The 16,224-nt window shown below is 60.0% G+C and carries 12 protein-coding genes; 9 read left to right on the top strand and 3 right to left on the bottom strand.

The genetic code is table 11. The annotated features are described in order from the left end of the window. Positions 1-222 precede the first annotated feature (222 nt). The 5 genes from Q0106_RS09170 (at position 223) to Q0106_RS09150 (ending at position 5,613) form a co-directional block, all read left to right on the top strand. A complete protein-coding gene (locus Q0106_RS09170) occupies positions 223-735 on the top strand; it encodes a YceD family protein (protein ID WP_297611902.1) in 513 nt (170 codons plus the stop codon). Positions 736-844: 109 nt separating this feature from the next. Continuing rightward, entirely contained in the window at positions 845-2,743 is a 1,899-nt protein-coding gene (locus tag Q0106_RS09165) for a PhnD/SsuA/transferrin family substrate-binding protein (protein ID WP_297611899.1), read from the top strand. Then, entirely contained in the window at positions 2,727-3,356 is a 630-nt protein-coding gene (locus Q0106_RS09160) for a response regulator (protein ID WP_297611896.1), read from the top strand. Before Q0106_RS09165 ends, Q0106_RS09160 begins: the two co-directional genes overlap by 17 nt. Positions 3,357-3,603: 247 nt before the next feature. Beyond that, positions 3,604-5,175, top strand: coding sequence for an FAD-dependent oxidoreductase (locus Q0106_RS09155; protein ID WP_297611893.1), 1,572 nt, complete (start codon positions 3,604-3,606; stop codon positions 5,173-5,175). Between the two features lie 87 nt (positions 5,176-5,262). After that, the gene (locus tag Q0106_RS09150; RefSeq protein ID WP_297611890.1) at positions 5,263-5,613 is read left to right on the top strand and encodes a cytochrome c3 family protein; all 351 of its coding nucleotides are present in this window, start codon (positions 5,263-5,265) and stop codon (positions 5,611-5,613) included. 136 nt (positions 5,614-5,749) lie between these two features. On the opposite strand, the gene Q0106_RS09145 is transcribed toward Q0106_RS09150, so the two are convergent. After that, complete coding sequence (locus Q0106_RS09145) at positions 5,750-6,976, bottom strand: OFA family MFS transporter (protein WP_297611887.1); 1,227 nt, start codon at positions 6,974-6,976, stop codon at positions 5,750-5,752. Between the two features lie 797 nt (positions 6,977-7,773). Continuing rightward, entirely contained in the window at positions 7,774-7,911 is a 138-nt protein-coding gene (locus Q0106_RS09140; RefSeq protein ID WP_297611884.1) for a hypothetical protein, read from the bottom strand. Here Q0106_RS09140 and Q0106_RS09135 point away from each other — a divergent pair. The 3 genes from Q0106_RS09135 (at position 7,910) to Q0106_RS09125 (ending at position 10,744) form a co-directional block, all read left to right on the top strand. Further along, complete coding sequence (locus Q0106_RS09135) at positions 7,910-8,992, top strand: ABC transporter substrate-binding protein (protein ID WP_297611881.1); 1,083 nt, start codon at positions 7,910-7,912, stop codon at positions 8,990-8,992. The genes Q0106_RS09140 and Q0106_RS09135 overlap by 2 nt on opposite strands. Before the next feature lie 103 nt (positions 8,993-9,095). Beyond that, positions 9,096-9,893 carry an ABC transporter ATP-binding protein gene (locus Q0106_RS09130; RefSeq protein WP_297611940.1) on the top strand — a complete coding sequence of 266 codons (798 nt, stop codon included), beginning with the start codon at positions 9,096-9,098 and terminating at the stop codon, positions 9,891-9,893. Positions 9,894-9,937: 44 nt separating this feature from the next. Then, positions 9,938-10,744, top strand: a complete 807-nt coding sequence (locus tag Q0106_RS09125; RefSeq protein WP_152158753.1) for an ABC transporter permease — start codon at positions 9,938-9,940, stop codon at positions 10,742-10,744. A gap of 114 nt (positions 10,745-10,858) precedes the next feature. Here the strand turns inward: Q0106_RS09125 and mfd are convergent, their stop codons facing one another. After that, positions 10,859-14,548 carry a transcription-repair coupling factor gene (gene mfd / locus Q0106_RS09120; RefSeq protein ID WP_297611878.1) on the bottom strand — a complete coding sequence of 1,230 codons (3,690 nt, stop codon included), beginning with the start codon at positions 14,546-14,548 and terminating at the stop codon, positions 10,859-10,861. Positions 14,549-14,776: 228 nt separating this feature from the next. On the opposite strand from mfd, the gene brnQ reads away from it, so the two are divergent. Continuing rightward, the gene (gene brnQ, locus Q0106_RS09115; protein ID WP_297611875.1) at positions 14,777-16,138 is read left to right on the top strand and encodes a branched-chain amino acid transport system II carrier protein; all 1,362 of its coding nucleotides are present in this window, start codon (positions 14,777-14,779) and stop codon (positions 16,136-16,138) included. Positions 16,139-16,224 lie beyond the last annotated feature (86 nt).

Raw genomic sequence — 16,224 nt, 5'->3', positions numbered from 1 at the left:
TCTGCTTTCGCAGGCGCGTGTCTTTTAATGCGCAGACTCCTCGTTAAAAATCGCAAATCTTCCGGTGCCGTCGTCTCCGGGATCGGTAGACTTCGCGGGGGACTGAGAGCGGCCGCTTAAGGACGTGTTCGGATCCCCAATACCCCCGAAGAGTGTTGAGGCATTTGCGGGCGGAGAAAATCTCAGCCCGCAGGAAAAACGCTCAGGATAAAAGGCAGAAAGATGACGCAGTACGTTGATTTTTTCGAACTTTGCAAAAGAGAAGAAGAGCTGGAAGGCGAGGTGCCGGTGAAGGACCTCCCGCAGCTCTGCACGTTTCTCGCGACCGATCGCGGCGTGATCAAGTTCGCTGCGTCGGGCGAGGGTGAAATCCGCGGGCTTCCCGCCGCCACGCTTTCAATGGAAGGCGACGTGGACATGTTCTGCGCGCGCTGCAATAAGCCCGTCACGGTGCACATTGAATCGGAAGCGGTCTTCCGTTTTGTGAAGACCGAAGCCGAAGCCAACGCCCTTCCGATCGAAGACGACGAGGAAGGCGAAGACGTTGCGGTCGGCTCGAGGCACTTTGATCTTGAAGACTGGGTGGAGGAAGAAGCCATTCTTTCGCTCCCGCGCATGGCCGTGCATGAGGACGGCTGCGAAGATAAGCCCGTCTGGGAGGACGAGCCTGAAGCCGAGGAAGAGAAGCGCCCGAATCCGTTCGCAGTGCTCGCAGGACTAAAAAAGCACGAATAAGACCAATGCGGGGAGCTTCGCTGAGGCTGCCGGGTACGACGAAAGCCCTGAGGCTGAATGTTCTGGACTTACGCTCTCAGCGATCATCTCTCACTTAATTCGAGCGAAAATGGGAACTTCTTCAGACGTTCCCTTTTCGCTTCCGATGCATTTCTGCCGATCCGTTTGCCGATGCTTTTCTGCAGGCGCTGCCGCGCTCCTTTCCGCGGCCGCGCTCTGCTTCGCCACAGCGTCTGCAGAGACGCTCGCGCAGAGCGATGGACGTCCGAATGTTTCCATCGGTTCGATCCGGCTTTCGCAGCCCTCTGAAAGCGATGCTCAGATTGCAAGGGCGCTCGATGCGCTGAAAGACGCATTTGAAGCCAGGGGCTATGCCGTCGAAATTGATTTTCTGACAACGGATCAGCTCGGCGCACGCATTAAAAGACACGGGATCGATATTTTTGTCGCGAGCGGCGGGTTCTACAGAAGCCATATTCCTGAGGGCGCCCGCGACATCGCAACGCTTTTCGACCCCCGTTCGGATTCTCCCAATCGCGGCATCGCCTCGAGCATTGTGGTGAGAAAGGACCGGCAGGATGTCGGGCACCTCGGGGACCTTAAGGGAAAAAGCATCGCGCTCACCTATCCCAATGCCTTTACCGGCAACGCCTATGCCATGGGAGAGGTGGCTCAGCGCGGGTTCGATCCGGACAATTTCTTCAGCCGACGGCTTTACCGGTTCCCTGCCTCGCGCATTATCGACAGCGTCCTTGAAGGGGAAGCGGACGGCGGCGTCATCGTCTCCTGCCTTCTTGAGGAGATGCGAGCCGCCGGCGACAGCCGCGCGGAGAAGCTGCGCGTGATTGACCCCAAAACGGACGACGGGCTGAGGTGCGCGCATACATCGGAGCTTTATCCGAGCTGGACCTTTGCCACGACGCCCAGGGCAACGCCCGAGGAAAGCACCATTGCCACGGCAGCGCTCCTTGGGCTCGCGCCCTCCGGAGACGGCTGGCAGTGGTCGGTGGCAACCGACTTCAGCCGTACGGACGAGCTCCTCAAAACGCTTCGGATTGGTCCCTACAGCATTCTGAAGGAGTGGACCTTCAGCGCCATATTGAAGCGCTATTCGGCGGAAATCACCGTGGCGCTGATTGCGCTCCTCATGCTGATCGCGCACAGCTTCATTCTGAGTCTGCTTGTGAAGCGGAAGACGGAAGCGCTCACGAAGGCGCATGAACGCGAAATGGCGCTTGAACAAGAGCGCCAGGAGGCCGGTAGCCGCCTCGAACAGATGCAGCGCGTGGGCACGATCGGGCAAATGTGCTCAATGCTTGCTCACGAACTGAAGCAGCCCCTTTCCGTCATCCGCTATTCAGCTCGAGCGCAGCTGAGGCTCCTCGAAAATTTGAACGGCATTGACGGCATGAACGCTTCGGCAGGTCCCGCGGATGTGCGCGGAAAACTTGAGGCAGCCGCTCAATCCATTCACCGCGAGGCTCTGCGCACGAATGAGATTGTCGAACGGGTGCGTTCTTATGCGCGTCAGCAGCGTGCGCCTTTGCCTGTGGACGTGAAGGCCGCCGCCCGTGCAGCGCTCGAAAACCTGAAGACGAGCGGACGCAATCTCGGGAGCGTCGTCTGCAGCATGCCCGAAGCCGGCGTCATGACGACAGGCGATCCGCTTGAAATTGAGCTCGCCATCGTGAATCTCCTCAAGAACGCGGGCGATGCCGTGAAGGATGAAGCCCATCCTCTGGTCCGGCTCTCTGTTGAATCGGATGAAGAGGAAGTCCGCGTGCGCGTCACGGACAACGGGCCGCGGCTTTCGAACGAGGCATTTGCGAATCTTGCTCAACCGCTTCATACCGGAAAGACTGAGGGCCTCGGGCTCGGACTCGTCATCGCACGCTCGATTGCCGAACTCGCCGGGGGAGGTCTTTCCTTTGAGCGTGCGCCCGGGGGCGGCAAGGGCCTTTCGGCAGTACTGACTTTTGCGCGGAGAACGAATGATGACCAGGAATGAAAAGCCCCTCATCCGCATCGTCGACGACGATGAAGGCATGCGTTTTGCATACGGCATGCTCCTCGGTGCTGAAGGCTGGGAGACCGCGGAATATCCCGATGCCCGGAGCTTCCTCGTGGGTGACTCGCCTTCGCGTCCGGGGTGCGTCCTCCTTGACTTTCAGATGCCGCTCATGAACGGCGTGGAGCTCTATCGCGAGATGAGAACGCGCGGGATCAGGCTGCCCGTCATTTTCCTCACCGCGCACGGCGACATCGACCTTGCCGTGCAGTCGATGAAGGACGGCGCGATCGATTTCCTGTCGAAGCCGGCCGATGAGGCGAGGCTCCTTTCCGCAATAGCCGGAGCCGTAGAGAAAGATCTGCGCCAGCGGGCCGGCATACGCGAGCCCGCAGTGGAGCGCGCGCTTTTTGAAGAGCTCACCGAACGGGAACTCGCCGTGGTGCGTCTTGTTGCGCGCGGGCTTTTGAACCGCGAGGTCGCGGAAGCCCTCGGCATCAGCGAAAAGACGGTTCAGGCTTATCGGGCGGCCGCCTACCGTCGGCTCGGCGTCAAAAGTTCCGCTGGACTTTCGCAATTCCTGATCCGCATCGGCGAGAGCACGTCCGGCTGATCCGGCAGGAAGCCGATGCGGGCGGAAGATGTCCGGAGCCTGAGGCGCATTCAGGCTCTCCGGTTCCTGAGGGACGCCAATGGAAGAGCGTCTCTTTCGGGGAAGGCTTCTGAACTTTCCCGGAAGCATCCCGATTGACGGGAATGCGGGTTCCCTAGGGAATTCAAAAAATAACCTTCTTCTCCATGGAGCAGCTCAGAGAAGAGTGACTGCTCAGACTACCCAAGCGTTTCCAAGGAGAAGAAAAATGCAACTTTCCCGTCGTTCCCTCCTCGCCGGCTCTGCTGCCGGGTTCCTGAGTGCCGCTGCCTTTGCCGCGCCCACGCCGTCGCTTCGCAAGCTTCCCGCGAAATGGGACATGACCGTCGACGTCGCTGTCGCGGGTTCCGGCATCGCCGGCATGAGCGCCGCTACTGCTGCCGTTGACAACGGCGCTCAGGTGGCTGTTTTTGAAAAGGACGTCAACTACGGCGGTGCGGCCATCATCAACGGCGGCATCATCGCGCTCCGCGGCGGCACGCGCTTTCAGCGCGAGAACGGCATGGAAGATTCTCCGCAGGCGCTCTACGAGCACCTGACTGATCCGCTTAACCCTGAATACCGCAAGAATGATCCGCGTCTCGCGAGGAAGTATTCCGAATACTGCGGGGGCACCCAGGAATGGCTCGAAGCAAGGGGCGTCAAGTTCCTCCCCACGTTCACGAAGCCCGGGAAGTACGACACGCAGCATCATGAGTCGTACCTCCACATCTATACGGATGATCCGGGCGACGGCGCTGTTAAGAAGCAGCCTTCAGGCGGCTTCATGTCGGGCCGCGGCATCATGGTGCCGCTTCGCGAATACTGCGAGAAGAAGGGCGTGAAGCTCTATTTCGAACACAAGGTGACGGATGTCTACCGCGACGATGACGGCAACTGTGTCGGCTGCCGCGTTGAGGCTGGCGGCCGCGTGATCAACGTCCGCGCCCGCAGGGGCGTGATTCTCGCGGGCGGGTCCTTCAAAAACAACCCCAAGATGCGCTGGCTTATGGATCCGCGTCTTGGCGGCGAAAACATCATTGCGTCCGGCTTCCCGCACTTTGATGCGGACGGTTCGGCAATCATCGCGGGTCTTCGTGCAGGGGCCATCTACGAAGGCGACCGCGGCGAGGATACGGCGCACATGCGCCGCAAGTTCGGCACCAACCGCTACAGCTTCCCGAAGGGAAGCAAGTACGGCTGCCCGGGTCTCGCAGTAGCCGGTCCGCGCTGGGGAGACGTGATCTTCACGAACAAGGAAGGCAAGCGCTTCGTTCGCGAGGAGGACACGAAGAATCTGGGAGGCTACACCTTCTACGACATGGCCCTGAGGCAGCCCGATCAGTTCCTCTGGTGCGTCTTTGATGATGCCGCGGCCAAAAAGAACCGCTGGGACACGAGCTATCCGCAGTGCGAAAAAGGCTATGCCTTTGACGCCGACACGATCGAGGAACTCGCGCGCATTACGAACCAGCCCGAGCTCCCTGAGCAGGTCGCCCGCTACAACGCCTTTGTGGAGGCCGGCAAGGACGACGAGTTCAATAAGCCCGCAAAGCTTCTGAAGCGCAAGATCGCGCAGGGACCCTTCCATGCGGTGCGCCTCATGGTTGTGATCCACAACTGCACGGGCGGCCTCGCCATCGACGAAAACGCCCGCGTCTACGACATTGAAGGGAACATCATCCCGGGTCTTTACGCAGCCGGTGAAACGGCGGGCGGCCTCTATGTCGGCAACGGCATGCCGCGCGGCATCATGCCCGGCCGCTTCGCAGGCGAGCATGCCGCGTCGCGCCGCGCCTGATCTCTGCCAACGGCGCCGTCCGGATTCTTCCTTCTCCTTGGATGTCCGGGCGGCGCCTCCTCAGACCCCAATCCAGGTAATCCTGCCATGAAGACGATTCTTGTCCATGCGCTCCTCGCTCTCCTTGCGTTTTCCTCGGGCGCTTCCGCTTTTGCTGCTGAAACTCTGACGAAGGACCAGTGCCTCGGCTGCCACGGTTCGTTTGAAGCTCTGATTTCAAAGAATGTTCAGGTGGAAGCCGATCCGCTTCCGATCAACCCGCACACCTATATTCCGCATGGCGAAAAAGCGGATCAAAACATCTGGGAGTGCACGACCTGCCACACGCCGCATGCCATGCCGCCCCGGAAGGGCGCGAAGGCTGAAGCGAACGTGGATGCCTGCTACCAGTGCCATCATCAGTACACGTTTGAAAAGTGCTCCGCCTGCCACAGCTGACGGTAGTTTGATTTCAGCACTCTAAGAGGCTTCCCCGTCATTCCTGAGGAATGAAGAGGAAGCCTTCATCATGTGGATGACCCAATGCTTTTGCATATCAAAGCATGCTGATGCGTGCATATTCCGGGATCCATCCTCACGAAGCCTTCTTCGCACGATCGAAAAGATAGGCAAAAACGAGTCCGAGAACCGCGAGCGTGCCGGCGATCAGGCAGATCTCCTGGTAGCTCATGCCGGCTTCCTTGAGAACGTTCATCGCCATGGGGCCGGCGAACCCGGCAACGGAGAAGCCCGAAAACATGATCCCGTAATTGACGGAATTGTTTTTCGCGCCGAACTCTTCTGCTGTGAAGCCCGGATAGATCCCCATAAAGGCCCCGAAGGAGAGGCCGATCGCAAGAATGCCCGCAGAGAAGAGGAGATGCGCGTTCTGGTCTGAGAGCGAGAGCAGAACGGTTGCCAGAATTGTGAGAATGAGCGCGCCCGTGAGCGACGCGAGCCGTCCGAATTTGTCGGAGAGCGCGCCGGCGAGGAGCCTTCCGAAAACGTTTGCGAGCGCCAGCATGGAAACCATTGCGGAGGCAGCTGCCGCATCAAGCCCGGCCACGTCCTTCGCGAGACTCCAGCAGTGCGAGATGATCATCATCCCGGGGATTGCGCCGCAGAGCATGAGCGCCGCCATGGGAGGAAAGCGCTTCGAACGAAGCATTCCGCGCCAGTCGCACTCTTCCGCTGCCCTTCGTTTGCCGGGTGCGGCAGCAGAGAATTGCTTTGCAAAACCGTCCGGGCACTTTTCGAGAAGAAGGCCGCCCGCCGCAATCACGACCGTGAAGATGCCGCCCAGCGTGAGGAGCGCCGCTTCAATGCCCTCCGTTTCAATAAGCGCATGCGCGATAGGAGGAAGAAGCACGGAGCTGAGGCCGTACACCGCCGTCGCGATGCCGCCCGCAAGCCCCCTGTGGTCGGGAAAGAATTTGAGTGTTGTGTTGACGCTCGACCCATAGACGAATCCGAGTCCCAGACCGAATCCCAGCCCGTAGCCCAGGATAAGCTCAAGCGGCGTTGCGGCCCTTGCGGCCAGATAGAAGCCGATTCCCATCACGATGCCGCCAGCGGGAATGATGGCGCGCGGTCCGAAGCGGTCGTTGATCCAGCCGCCCAGGATCATCGGAATGGGTGCAATGCCGTTAGCAAGGCTGAAGGCGGCGGCGAGGCTTCCTGCCGTGACGGCAGTGCCTGTGATGAGGGAGAGGCGTTCAGCAAGAGGCGGCGCAAAGACCGACCAGGCGTAGATGGAGCCTGCGCAGAGGTTGATGAGGCACGCAGCGGCAAGGAGGAGCCAGCGTTTTTTGAGGAGGTTCATGTTTTTATTCCTGCGCGTGGTGTTTGGGCGGAAATCGGGGAAAGCGCTGGATTGCATCCGGAGCCCAGCGCAAAAAGCGTGCGTGAGCGTTCCGTTACGCCTTCAGTGATGGCATGCGCGCAGAGGTCATGCCTTTCTACTCCATCTTCTCTTTCAGCAGTTGCGAGGTCAATCCCGCCTTTGTCGACAACGACGTCGATGCTCGTTCTCTGTCGGACTTCGCGGCTTCCTGACGGCCGGATCTGCGAATACCGCATTGAACGCGCAGACGCCAGGTTCGTGCGCATAGCGATCTGAATGTTTGAGGACGATATTCAGAATAAAGCGAAAGTTTATTTACGCAGTATTCTGAGTATGGATTTAAAAATTCCTTAAAAAGCAAAGATAAGGTGCTTCTCTATTTTTGACATTGAATGTTAGGAGAAGAGAATTTTCTTCTCTTTTGCATAAATCATCCTTCGCTTAGGCAGATCTACCTAAGAAAATGGAGGTTCTGGGATGTTTTCACTATTGCCGGGAGGGCCTGCAGGGTGCATTATTCACCGCACGACAAAGGAAACGAACAGTCGCTTTCCATAGAACTCAAATAGATCAACTTTTTATTTTGGAGATTTCGCAGATGCATTCAGAAGCTTCCCAAAGCACGGTTTCACGCCGGATGCATCTTGTTCTCCATGCCGGTCTCCTGCGGCTTCGACTTAGGGTGGAGGACGGCATCTGAAGCTCCTCCGGCTGCTGCCGGAAAAGCAAAGAGCCTTCCTCCCAAAGCCCCGCAAAAATGCAGAGGTGCCGGCTCCTCAATGAAGTCCTGAAGACTTCCGGGAGATCGACCGGGCGAAGCGATGAAAATCGTCCGGATCGACTGAAAATCCGGGGAAGCGCGTCATCCTCTGCGGTTTTAAAGAACCCATGCCTTCTTTTCGGATGACCATCATGTTTGCTCCCTCCTTCTCTTCTTCCTTCTTCTCCTCGATCTCCCGCCGCGACTTCATTGCCGCCGCCACGCTCGCGGCCGCCGGCATTTCCGCTTCCACCTTCTCCCGCGGCGTGTGGGCAAAGGAACCCGAAAAGAAGTCCGTGACCATCGCCGTCGGCGGCAAGAACCTCTACTACTACCTCCCGATGGCGCTCGCCGACTGGATGGGCTTCTATAAGGAGGAAGGGCTCGACGTCAAGGTGGTCGACTTCCAGGGGGGCTCCAAGTCGCTTCAGGCTGTTGTGGGCGGCTCGGCCGACGTGGTTTCGGGCGCATTCGAGCACACGCTCATGATGCAGACGAAGCGCCAGCGCATGACGGCCTTCGTGCTTCAGGACCGCGCGCCTCAGTGCGTTTTCGTCATGAACCGCACGACGATGAAGGACGAAAAGGATCCTGCCAAATTGAAGGGCCGCCGCATTGGCGTCTCGGCCCCGGGTTCCTCCACGCACGTGATTGCGAACTTCGTCATGCAGCGCGCGGGCGTGAAGCCCAATGAATTCTCCGTGATCGGCGTGGGCACGGGTGCTGGCGCCATTGCCGCCATGCGTGCCGGTCAGATCGATGCCCTGGTTGGCCTCGACCCCGTCATCACGCAGCTCACCGATGAAAAGGCGATCACGATCGTCACCGACACGCGCCGCGTGGATGAATCGGATGCGCTTTACGGCGGTGCAATGGTCGGCGGCTGCCTCTACGCCCCGGAAGCCTTCGTGAAGGCCAATCCGGAAACGGTTCAGCGCCTCACGAACGCGGTCATCCGCTCGCTCAAGGTGATCGAGAAGGTAACGCCTGAAACGCTCATGAAGTCGGTGCCGCGTCAGGCCTTCATGGGGAATCCCGATCTCTACGCCCACTGCTTCGTCAACAACCGCCCCTCGATGTCGACCAACGGCCGCTTCCCCGCGGGGTGCGTTGAGGCGGCGGCGAAGGCCCTCTCCTCCGTGACGCCGGCGCTCGCGTCCTTCAAGTTCGACGCGGCCGCCTGCTTCGCCAATCAGTTTGCTGAAGCTTCGCCGATCAACGCCAGAAAGGCGTAAGGGATCTCGCAGGCACGCCAATTACATCCATTCCGACTTTTCAAAACCGCATTCAACTCAGGCATCCGTGATGTCCGCATCTACCACTTCGCAATCGGGCGACATGCCCGCCATCGAATTCAAGAACGTTTCCTGCCGCTTCCCTGTTCCCGGAGGCATCTACACCGCGACGGAAAACGTCTCCTTCTCCATCGGCGACGGTGAATTCGTGAGCGTCGTGGGGCCGACCGGATGCGGAAAGTCGACAATCCTCAATGCCGCGGCCGGGCTTCTGAAGCCCGCCGACGGCGAGGTGCTCGTTTACGGGAAGCCCCTTCAGGGGCTCAACCGCCGCGCGGGCTACATGTTCCAGGCCGAGAGCCTCATGCCCTGGGCTACGGCTCTTGAAAACGTCACGATGAGCCTCACCTTCCGGGGCGAGGATCCGAAGCACGCCCGCGAGCTCGGCATGAGCTGGCTCGCCCGCGTGGGACTCGAAAAGTTCCCCGACCGCTATCCCCACGAGCTTTCGGGCGGCATGAGAAAGCGCGTCGCGATGGCGCAGACCCTGATTGCGGATCCGGACATTCTCCTCATGGACGAATCCTTCTCGGCGCTCGACATTCAGACGCGCCAGCTCATGGAAGACGAGCTTCTCGCCATCTGGCAGGAAAAGAAGAAGGCCGTGCTCTTCATCACGCACGACCTCGACGAAGCGATCGCCATGTCCGACCGCGTGGTGGTCTTTTCGGTCGGTCCCGCTTCTCACCCGATCGGCGACTTTCCGATCACGCTCGAGAGACCACGGAATGTGGCGGAAATCCGCATGACGCCCGCCTTCAACGAATGCCATGCAGCCATCTGGAATGTGCTTCGCGACGAAGTGCTGAAGTCCTATCAGCAGCATCGCGCAGCGATCTGATCCAGGGGTTTAGGAAAAAAGTTTCTAGAGGCAGGCAAAAGAAAATGAATCATCACGCGAACGCCTTCAAAATCCGCATCTGGCAGTGGGGGCTCCTCGCCGCCATCTTCGTCTTCTGGTGGGCGATGACGAAGCCGGGGCTGATCCCGCCTTTCTTCTTTTCAAACGACAGCCAGGCGGCCTTCTTCTTCGGCGAACCCTATGAGATCTTCATGCGGATCAAGGATTGGTTTGTCGGGGGCGAAATCTACCGTCATCTCGCAGTGACGCTCTACGAAACCGTGATGGCCTTTGCGATCGGCACCGTGGCGGGCCTCGCCACCGGCCTCTGGCTCGCGCTCTCGCCCATGGCGGCCGCTGTTGCTGATCCCTTCATCAAGGGCTTGAACTCCATGCCCCGCGTGATTCTCGCGCCGATCTTTGCGGTGTGGTTCGGCTTGGGGCCCGCGTCGAAGATTGCCCTGGGCTTCACGCTCGTCTTCTTCATCGTCTTCTTCAACGTCTACCAGGGCGTTCGCGAGGTGAACCCGACGGTTCTCAATTCCGCAAGGATGCTGGGCGCGAACGCGAAGCAGCTCTTGAAGCACGTCTATCTCCCGTCAGCCATGAGCTGGGTCTTCTCGAGCCTTCATACGTCGGTCGGCATGGCGTTCGTCGCCGCCGTGATCGGCGAATACCTGGGGTCGGCCGAAGGCGTGGGCTACCTGATCCTGCAGGCAGAAACCACCTTCGACATGAATACGGTGATGGCAGGCATTCTGGTGCTGACCGCCTGCGCGCTCATCCTCGACCGCATCGTCACGGTCTGCGAAAAGCGCCTGATGCGCTGGCAGCCTGAGCTAGGCCGCTGATAGGGCTTTCCCTTCACGGCACAAAAAACAAGGCTCTGAGCTTCTCCTGGAAAGAGAAGATCTCAGAGCCTTTTTCGTTTTGGGCCTTTTTCGCGTCAGTTCTCAGGCATCGCCTTAACCGCGCCGCGGACCAATCGCCCGGACGGCGTGGCCGCCGCGCGACCCTCTCCCGTGCGTAGCCTTCAGCACATTCGCCGTGGTCTGAGCGGGCTTCTGGGGCAATGCCTTCTGAGGAGACTTCTTCGAAGCGGAAGAAGAGGCAGGAGAGACGGCTTTGGATGAAGGCGCATTCCCGCTCTTGCCGCTCTCGCCTTTACCGCTCTCGTCGCTGCTTCCGCTTCCAGTTCCCTGAGGCGAAAGTCTGGCGAGCGTTTCATAGACGATCGCGAGGCGCTTTTCCGGATCGTCGCTCGAACCTTTGAGCCTGAGCTTCTCGGGTCCGAGCATCTGCGCATCCGTTCTCGACTGGAGGAACTTGATGAGCGCGAGCGGATCGAGATTGGGCTTCTGCGTGAAGATGATGATGATTCCGGCCGCTGCGGCGTCGATTCTGCGGATGCCGATCGCTTCGCAGCGAAGCCTCAGGCGATGGATGTCGATCAGCCTCCTTGCCGGGTCGGGGAGCTTCCCGTAGCAGTCGACCAAAGCTTCGGTCGACTTCTCGAGCGCGTAGCGGTCCTCGGCGGAGGCAAACGCCTTGTAGTAGGCGAGGCGCTGGGAGACGTCGGATACGTAGGAAGAGGGCAGGAGCGCGGGCGCATGAAGATTGATGTCGGTCGAGAGCGAAAGCGGCCCGTCGACCGAAGGGCTTTCGCCGCGCTTCAGGGCCTTGACCGCCTGCATGAGCATGCGGTTGTAGAGGTCATAGCCGACTTCTGCAATTTCGCCGCTCTGGTGTTCGCCCAAAACTTCGCCCGCGCCGCGGATTTCGAGGTCGTGCATGGCGAGGTAGAAGCCCGAGCCCAGATCCTCCAGAGCCTGAATGGCGTCCAGGCGCTTCTGCGCATCCTTCGTGAACGCGCCGTCGGGGGGCGTGAGCAGGTAGGCGTATGCCTGATGGTGCGAACGCCCGACGCGGCCTCGCAACTGGTGAAGCTGAGCGAGGCCGAACTTGTCCGCGCGCTCGATGATGATCGTATTGGCGGAAGGAACGTCGATGCCCGTTTCGATGATGGTGGAGCAAAGGAGCAGGTTGAAGCGCTGCTGATAGAACTCGCGCATCACGCGCTCGAGCTCGCGCTCATGCATCTGGCCGTGAGCGACCGCAATGCGGGCTTCGGGCACGAGCTTTTCGAGCCGAAGCCGGGCGTTCTCCATGGTTTCGACTTCGTTGTGAAGGAAGTAGACCTGACCGCCGCGCTTTAGTTCACGCAGGATCGCCTCGCGGATCGTTCCGTCCTGGTCGCTCTGAACGAAGGTTTTGACGGAGAGTCTGCGCTCCGGAGCGGTCGCAATGACGGAAAAGTCGCGGATCCCTTCGAGGCTCATCGAGAGCGTGCGCGGAATCGGGGTTGCCGTGAGCGTGAGCACGTCCACTTCAGCGCGGATTTTCCTCAGAAGCTCCTTCTGACGTACGCCAAAGCGGTGCTCCTCATCGATGATGACGAGCCCCAAGTTCTTGAAGTTCACCTTGTCGGAAAGGAGCTTGTGCGTGCCGATCACGATGTCGACCGTGCCGTCGGCGAGGCCTTCGAGTGCTTTGGTTGTTTCCTTACCCGTACGGAAGCGCGAGAGCTCGGCAATCGTCACGGGCCACGCGCGGAAGCGGTCGCGGAAGGTGGCGGCATGCTGCTCCGCCAGAAGCGTCGTCGGGCAGAGGACTGCAACCTGTCGGCCCGCCATCGCGGCAATGAATGCGGCGCGAAGCGCGACTTCAGTTTTGCCGAACCCGACGTCGCCGCAGACCAGGCGGTCCATGGGCTTCCCTGACGTCATGTCGCTCACGACCGCCTCAATGGCGCTCGCCTGATCAGGCGTTTCGTCGAAGGCGAAGCCCTCCCGGAAGGCCTGATAGTCGTTGGGGTCGAGCTTGAATTTGAGCCCTTCGCGGGTTTTTCTCAAGGCATAAAGGTTGAGGAGTTCAGCCGCGGTGTCGCGCACCTCTTCGGCGGCCTTCCGCTTCGCCTTCTCCCAGTCCCCGCGGCCGAGCTGGTGGAGCGGCGCATGATCGGGGTCGGCACCCGCGTAGCGGGAGATGAGCTGCAGATTCGTGATCGGAACAAAGAGCTTCGCTTCGTTCTTGTATTCAATCTCGAGGAACTCGGCTTCGCCTTCCCCCGTTTCCATGCGCACGAGCCCGCGGTAGCGTCCGATGCCGTGGTCGGCATGAACGACGGCGTCGCCGGGCTTCAGTTCCGCGACGTCGCGCACCATCATTTCGAGCGTCGTCGCGTGCTTGACGCGCCTCAGGCGCTGCCGCCGGGGACTCGCGGCATAAAGTTCGGTTTCCGTGAGGATGACGAGCTTTTCTTTTTCAAAGACCGCGCCGGAATAAAGCGGCGTTGCGGCGATGTTCACCTTGTCGTCGGCCGCGAGGAAGTCTCCCCACGAGTCGACGGGCGAAAATTTGAGGCCGCCCGAGCGGAAGAGCTCCGACATCGTTTCCTCGCGTCCCGGGGACGACGCGGAAATGAGCGTTCTCCAGCCCTTCATGCCGTATTCCTGCGTGCGGTGCAGAAGCTTTTCAACCGGGTTCTGGCTCTTCCTGTCGACCTCAACGCCCGTGAGGAGCTCGAGGTCTTCGGCACGGTTCCTCTTTTCGACCGTGAAGCGCGCGAACTTGTTGAGGGATTTGAAGAATTCCTCGGGCTTCTGCCAGAGCATTTCAGGCGGGAGCGCCGGACGGAGGATGTCGGTCAGAAGGACCTTCGCGCGCGACGTCATGTCGCGCCAGAAGGCCTGGAGCGCCTTTTCGGCGTCGCCCACGAGAAAGACGCGGGTCGTTTCCGACAGGTAGTCGGCGAGGATGGAGGTCGATTCAAAGAAGAGCGGCAGATAGTATTCAATGCCGGGCGAAAGAATGCCTTTCTCAATGTCGGTGTAGACGAGGCTCTTTCTCGGGTCGCTCGCAAACTGCGTGCGCCAGCGCTGGCGGAAGGCAAGGAGCGAATCCGGGTCCACCGGGAATTCGTGCCCGGGGAGGAGCCGGATTTCCTTCGTTTCCTCCATCGAGCGCTGGGTTTCCACGTCGAACCATCGGATCGATTCGATCTCGTCGTCGAAGAAGTCGAGTCGGAAGGGTCGTTCGGACCCCATCGGGAAGACGTCGACGATGCTCCCGCGAACGGCAAATTCGCCGGCCGCAAGAACCTGCTTCACGGAGGCGTACCCCGCGAGCGCGAGGCGCTCCTTGATCGCGCCGATCGAGATCCGCTCGCCCTCGTGAAAGAAGAAGGTGCTCGCACCAATGTAGGAGACCGGAGCCATTCGCTGCGACGCCGTGATCGCTGAGGCGAGAAGCACGTCCGCGCCCCCGGTGGGAGCCGTCAGGCGGTAGAGCGTTTCGAGACGCTCGGAAACGAGGTCTTCCTGGGGCGAGAGAACGTCGTAGGGGAGTGTTTCCCAGTCGGGCAACGGCCGAACATTAAGTTCAGGTTCGAACCAGGGAAGTTCGGAAGAGAGCCTCGGCACATCCGCCGGATCCGCGCAGACGACGAGCACGCGCATGCCCTTTGCCTTCATGTCGAGTGCAGCGCGGGCAATCGCCGCGGCGTCGCTCGTCTGGGCGGAGATTTCGAGCCTGCGGCGAACACCGGGTTCGACGGCGGCAAGGTTTTCCTTGAAGAGGATGGGCGTGTCGGTCATGGCATGACGTAGAGAAGAAGATGTACAAACGCCAAAGCCCGCCCGGCGCGATGCTGCGCAGGGCGGTCCATAAAGAAGCGCTGATTTTGCGGACATTCTGCCACAAAGGGAAATTGAAAAAGCCTTCGCTTGCCGCACGATCGGAGCTTCAGGACGGACATGGCCGCGAGGCGTAGAGACGTGTTAGCCTTTCGGGCTTTCTAATCTTTACCCCGGATTTCTTGACTCATGAATTCACTGCCGCTTGGGAAACGCCTTCTCGTCGGATTCACGCTCTTCGCCATGTTCTTCGGAGCAGGGAACCTCATCTTTCCGCCCTGGCTCGGCGCTCAGGCCGGCGTCGACACGCTTCCTGCACTTGCAGGCTTTCTCGTCACTGCCGTGGGCTTTCCAATTCTCGGCGTGATGGCAGTGGCGGAGTCTGGCGGTTTGAAGTCGCTCGCGGGCCGCGTGCATCCGGCCTTCGCCTTCGTCTTCATGCTCCTCATCTACCTTTCGATCGGTCCCTGCCTTGCTATTCCGAGAACGGCGAGCACGTCCTTTGAAATGGTGGTGCGCCCTGTTCTCGAAAACTTCGGACTCCTCGAAGCTCAAATGGGCGGGTGGTCGCTTCTCGGTACATCGCAGTTTGCCTATTCGGTGGTCTTCTTTCTCCTCGCCTTCGCAGTGGCGCTGAACCCTGAGAAGCTTACGCAGCGCCTGGGGCGCTTCCTCTGTCCCGCGCTCATCACGCTCATCGCCATTCTCTGGATAGGAGTGATGGCGACGCCGATCGGCGAACCCGGGGTCGCAAAAGCGGGCTACGCCGCGAACGCCTTCTTCACGGGCTTCATCGACGGCTACCAGACGATGGATACGCTCGCGGCCCTCAATTTCGGCCTCATCATCGCGATGAACATCCGCGCCTTCGGCATCAAGTCGGAAAGCGCGGTCGTGAAGGAAACGGTCTTTGCGGGCATCGTGGCCGCGGTCATCTTCTTCTGCGTCTACGGTGCGCTCTCTCAGGTCGGCATGGAAGCGGGCAGCATCTCGAACAGCTTTGAGAACGGCGCGCAGATTCTTACGGCGGCTGCCGGCACGCTCTTCGGGCCTCTCGGCACGGTGCTCCTCGGGTTCGTCTTCTTCATTGCCTGCTTCAATACGTGCGTGGGCCTCATTGCCTGCTGTTCGGACTACTTCAGCTCGCTCATGCCGAAGCTCGGCTACCGCGGCTGGGCGGCGCTCTTTGCGTTCGTGAGCATGATCGTGAGCAATGCGGGCCTTACGCTCATTCTCAAGTTTTCGATTCCGGTGCTTGTCGCCATCTATCCGATCGCGATCGTTCTGATCGTGCTTGCGCTCATCACGCTTGTCTGGCGGCGTTTGCCTCAGCACCGCTGGGTCTATCCGATGACGATTCTCTTCACAGGCGTCGTCGCGATCACGCAGGGTCTGGAAGCCTTCGGGCTGACGGTTCCCATGCTCTCCAATGTCTGCAGGGATCTGCCCTGGGCTGCTGAGGGGCTCCAGTGGGTGAGCCCGGCGATCGGAGGCTTCTTCGTGGGGCTCTTCTCTTCCTGGAAGATTCCGCACTGCTGCGATCCGAGCTGAACGCTCTGATGTCTCAGGGAATCATGACGATCTGATTTCAGAGGAGACAGCTGCAGGGAACGCTTTTGCGGGCATTCGTTTTCGGA

The sequence above is a fragment of the uncultured Sutterella sp. genome, assembly GCF_937923675.1.
GTDB lineage: Bacteria > Pseudomonadota > Gammaproteobacteria > Burkholderiales > Burkholderiaceae_F > Sutterella.
Note: the sequence above shows the minus strand (reverse complement) of the source record. Positions and strands in the feature narration are given on the sequence as shown.

Excerpts from the sequence above, each read along its gene's own strand:
- Q0106_RS09170 (WP_297611902.1), top strand. The coding sequence starts at position 223 with ATGACGCAGTACGTTGATTTTTTCGAACTTTGCAAAAGAGAAGAAGAG.
- Q0106_RS09165 (WP_297611899.1), top strand. The coding sequence starts at position 845 with ATGGGAACTTCTTCAGACGTTCCCTTTTCGCTTCCGATGCATTTCTGC.
- Q0106_RS09160 (WP_297611896.1), top strand. The coding sequence starts at position 2,727 with ATGATGACCAGGAATGAAAAGCCCCTCATCCGCATCGTCGACGACGAT.
- Q0106_RS09155 (WP_297611893.1), top strand. The coding sequence starts at position 3,604 with ATGCAACTTTCCCGTCGTTCCCTCCTCGCCGGCTCTGCTGCCGGGTTC.
- Q0106_RS09150 (WP_297611890.1), top strand. The coding sequence starts at position 5,263 with ATGAAGACGATTCTTGTCCATGCGCTCCTCGCTCTCCTTGCGTTTTCC.
- Q0106_RS09145 (WP_297611887.1), bottom strand. The coding sequence starts at position 6,976 with ATGAACCTCCTCAAAAAACGCTGGCTCCTCCTTGCCGCTGCGTGCCTC.
- Q0106_RS09135 (WP_297611881.1), top strand. The coding sequence starts at position 7,910 with ATGTTTGCTCCCTCCTTCTCTTCTTCCTTCTTCTCCTCGATCTCCCGC.
- Q0106_RS09140 (WP_297611884.1), bottom strand. The coding sequence starts at position 7,911 with ATGATGGTCATCCGAAAAGAAGGCATGGGTTCTTTAAAACCGCAGAGG.
- Q0106_RS09130 (WP_297611940.1), top strand. The coding sequence starts at position 9,096 with ATGCCCGCCATCGAATTCAAGAACGTTTCCTGCCGCTTCCCTGTTCCC.
- Q0106_RS09125 (WP_152158753.1), top strand. The coding sequence starts at position 9,938 with ATGAATCATCACGCGAACGCCTTCAAAATCCGCATCTGGCAGTGGGGG.
- mfd (WP_297611878.1), bottom strand. The coding sequence starts at position 14,548 with ATGACCGACACGCCCATCCTCTTCAAGGAAAACCTTGCCGCCGTCGAA.
- brnQ (WP_297611875.1), top strand. The coding sequence starts at position 14,777 with ATGAATTCACTGCCGCTTGGGAAACGCCTTCTCGTCGGATTCACGCTC.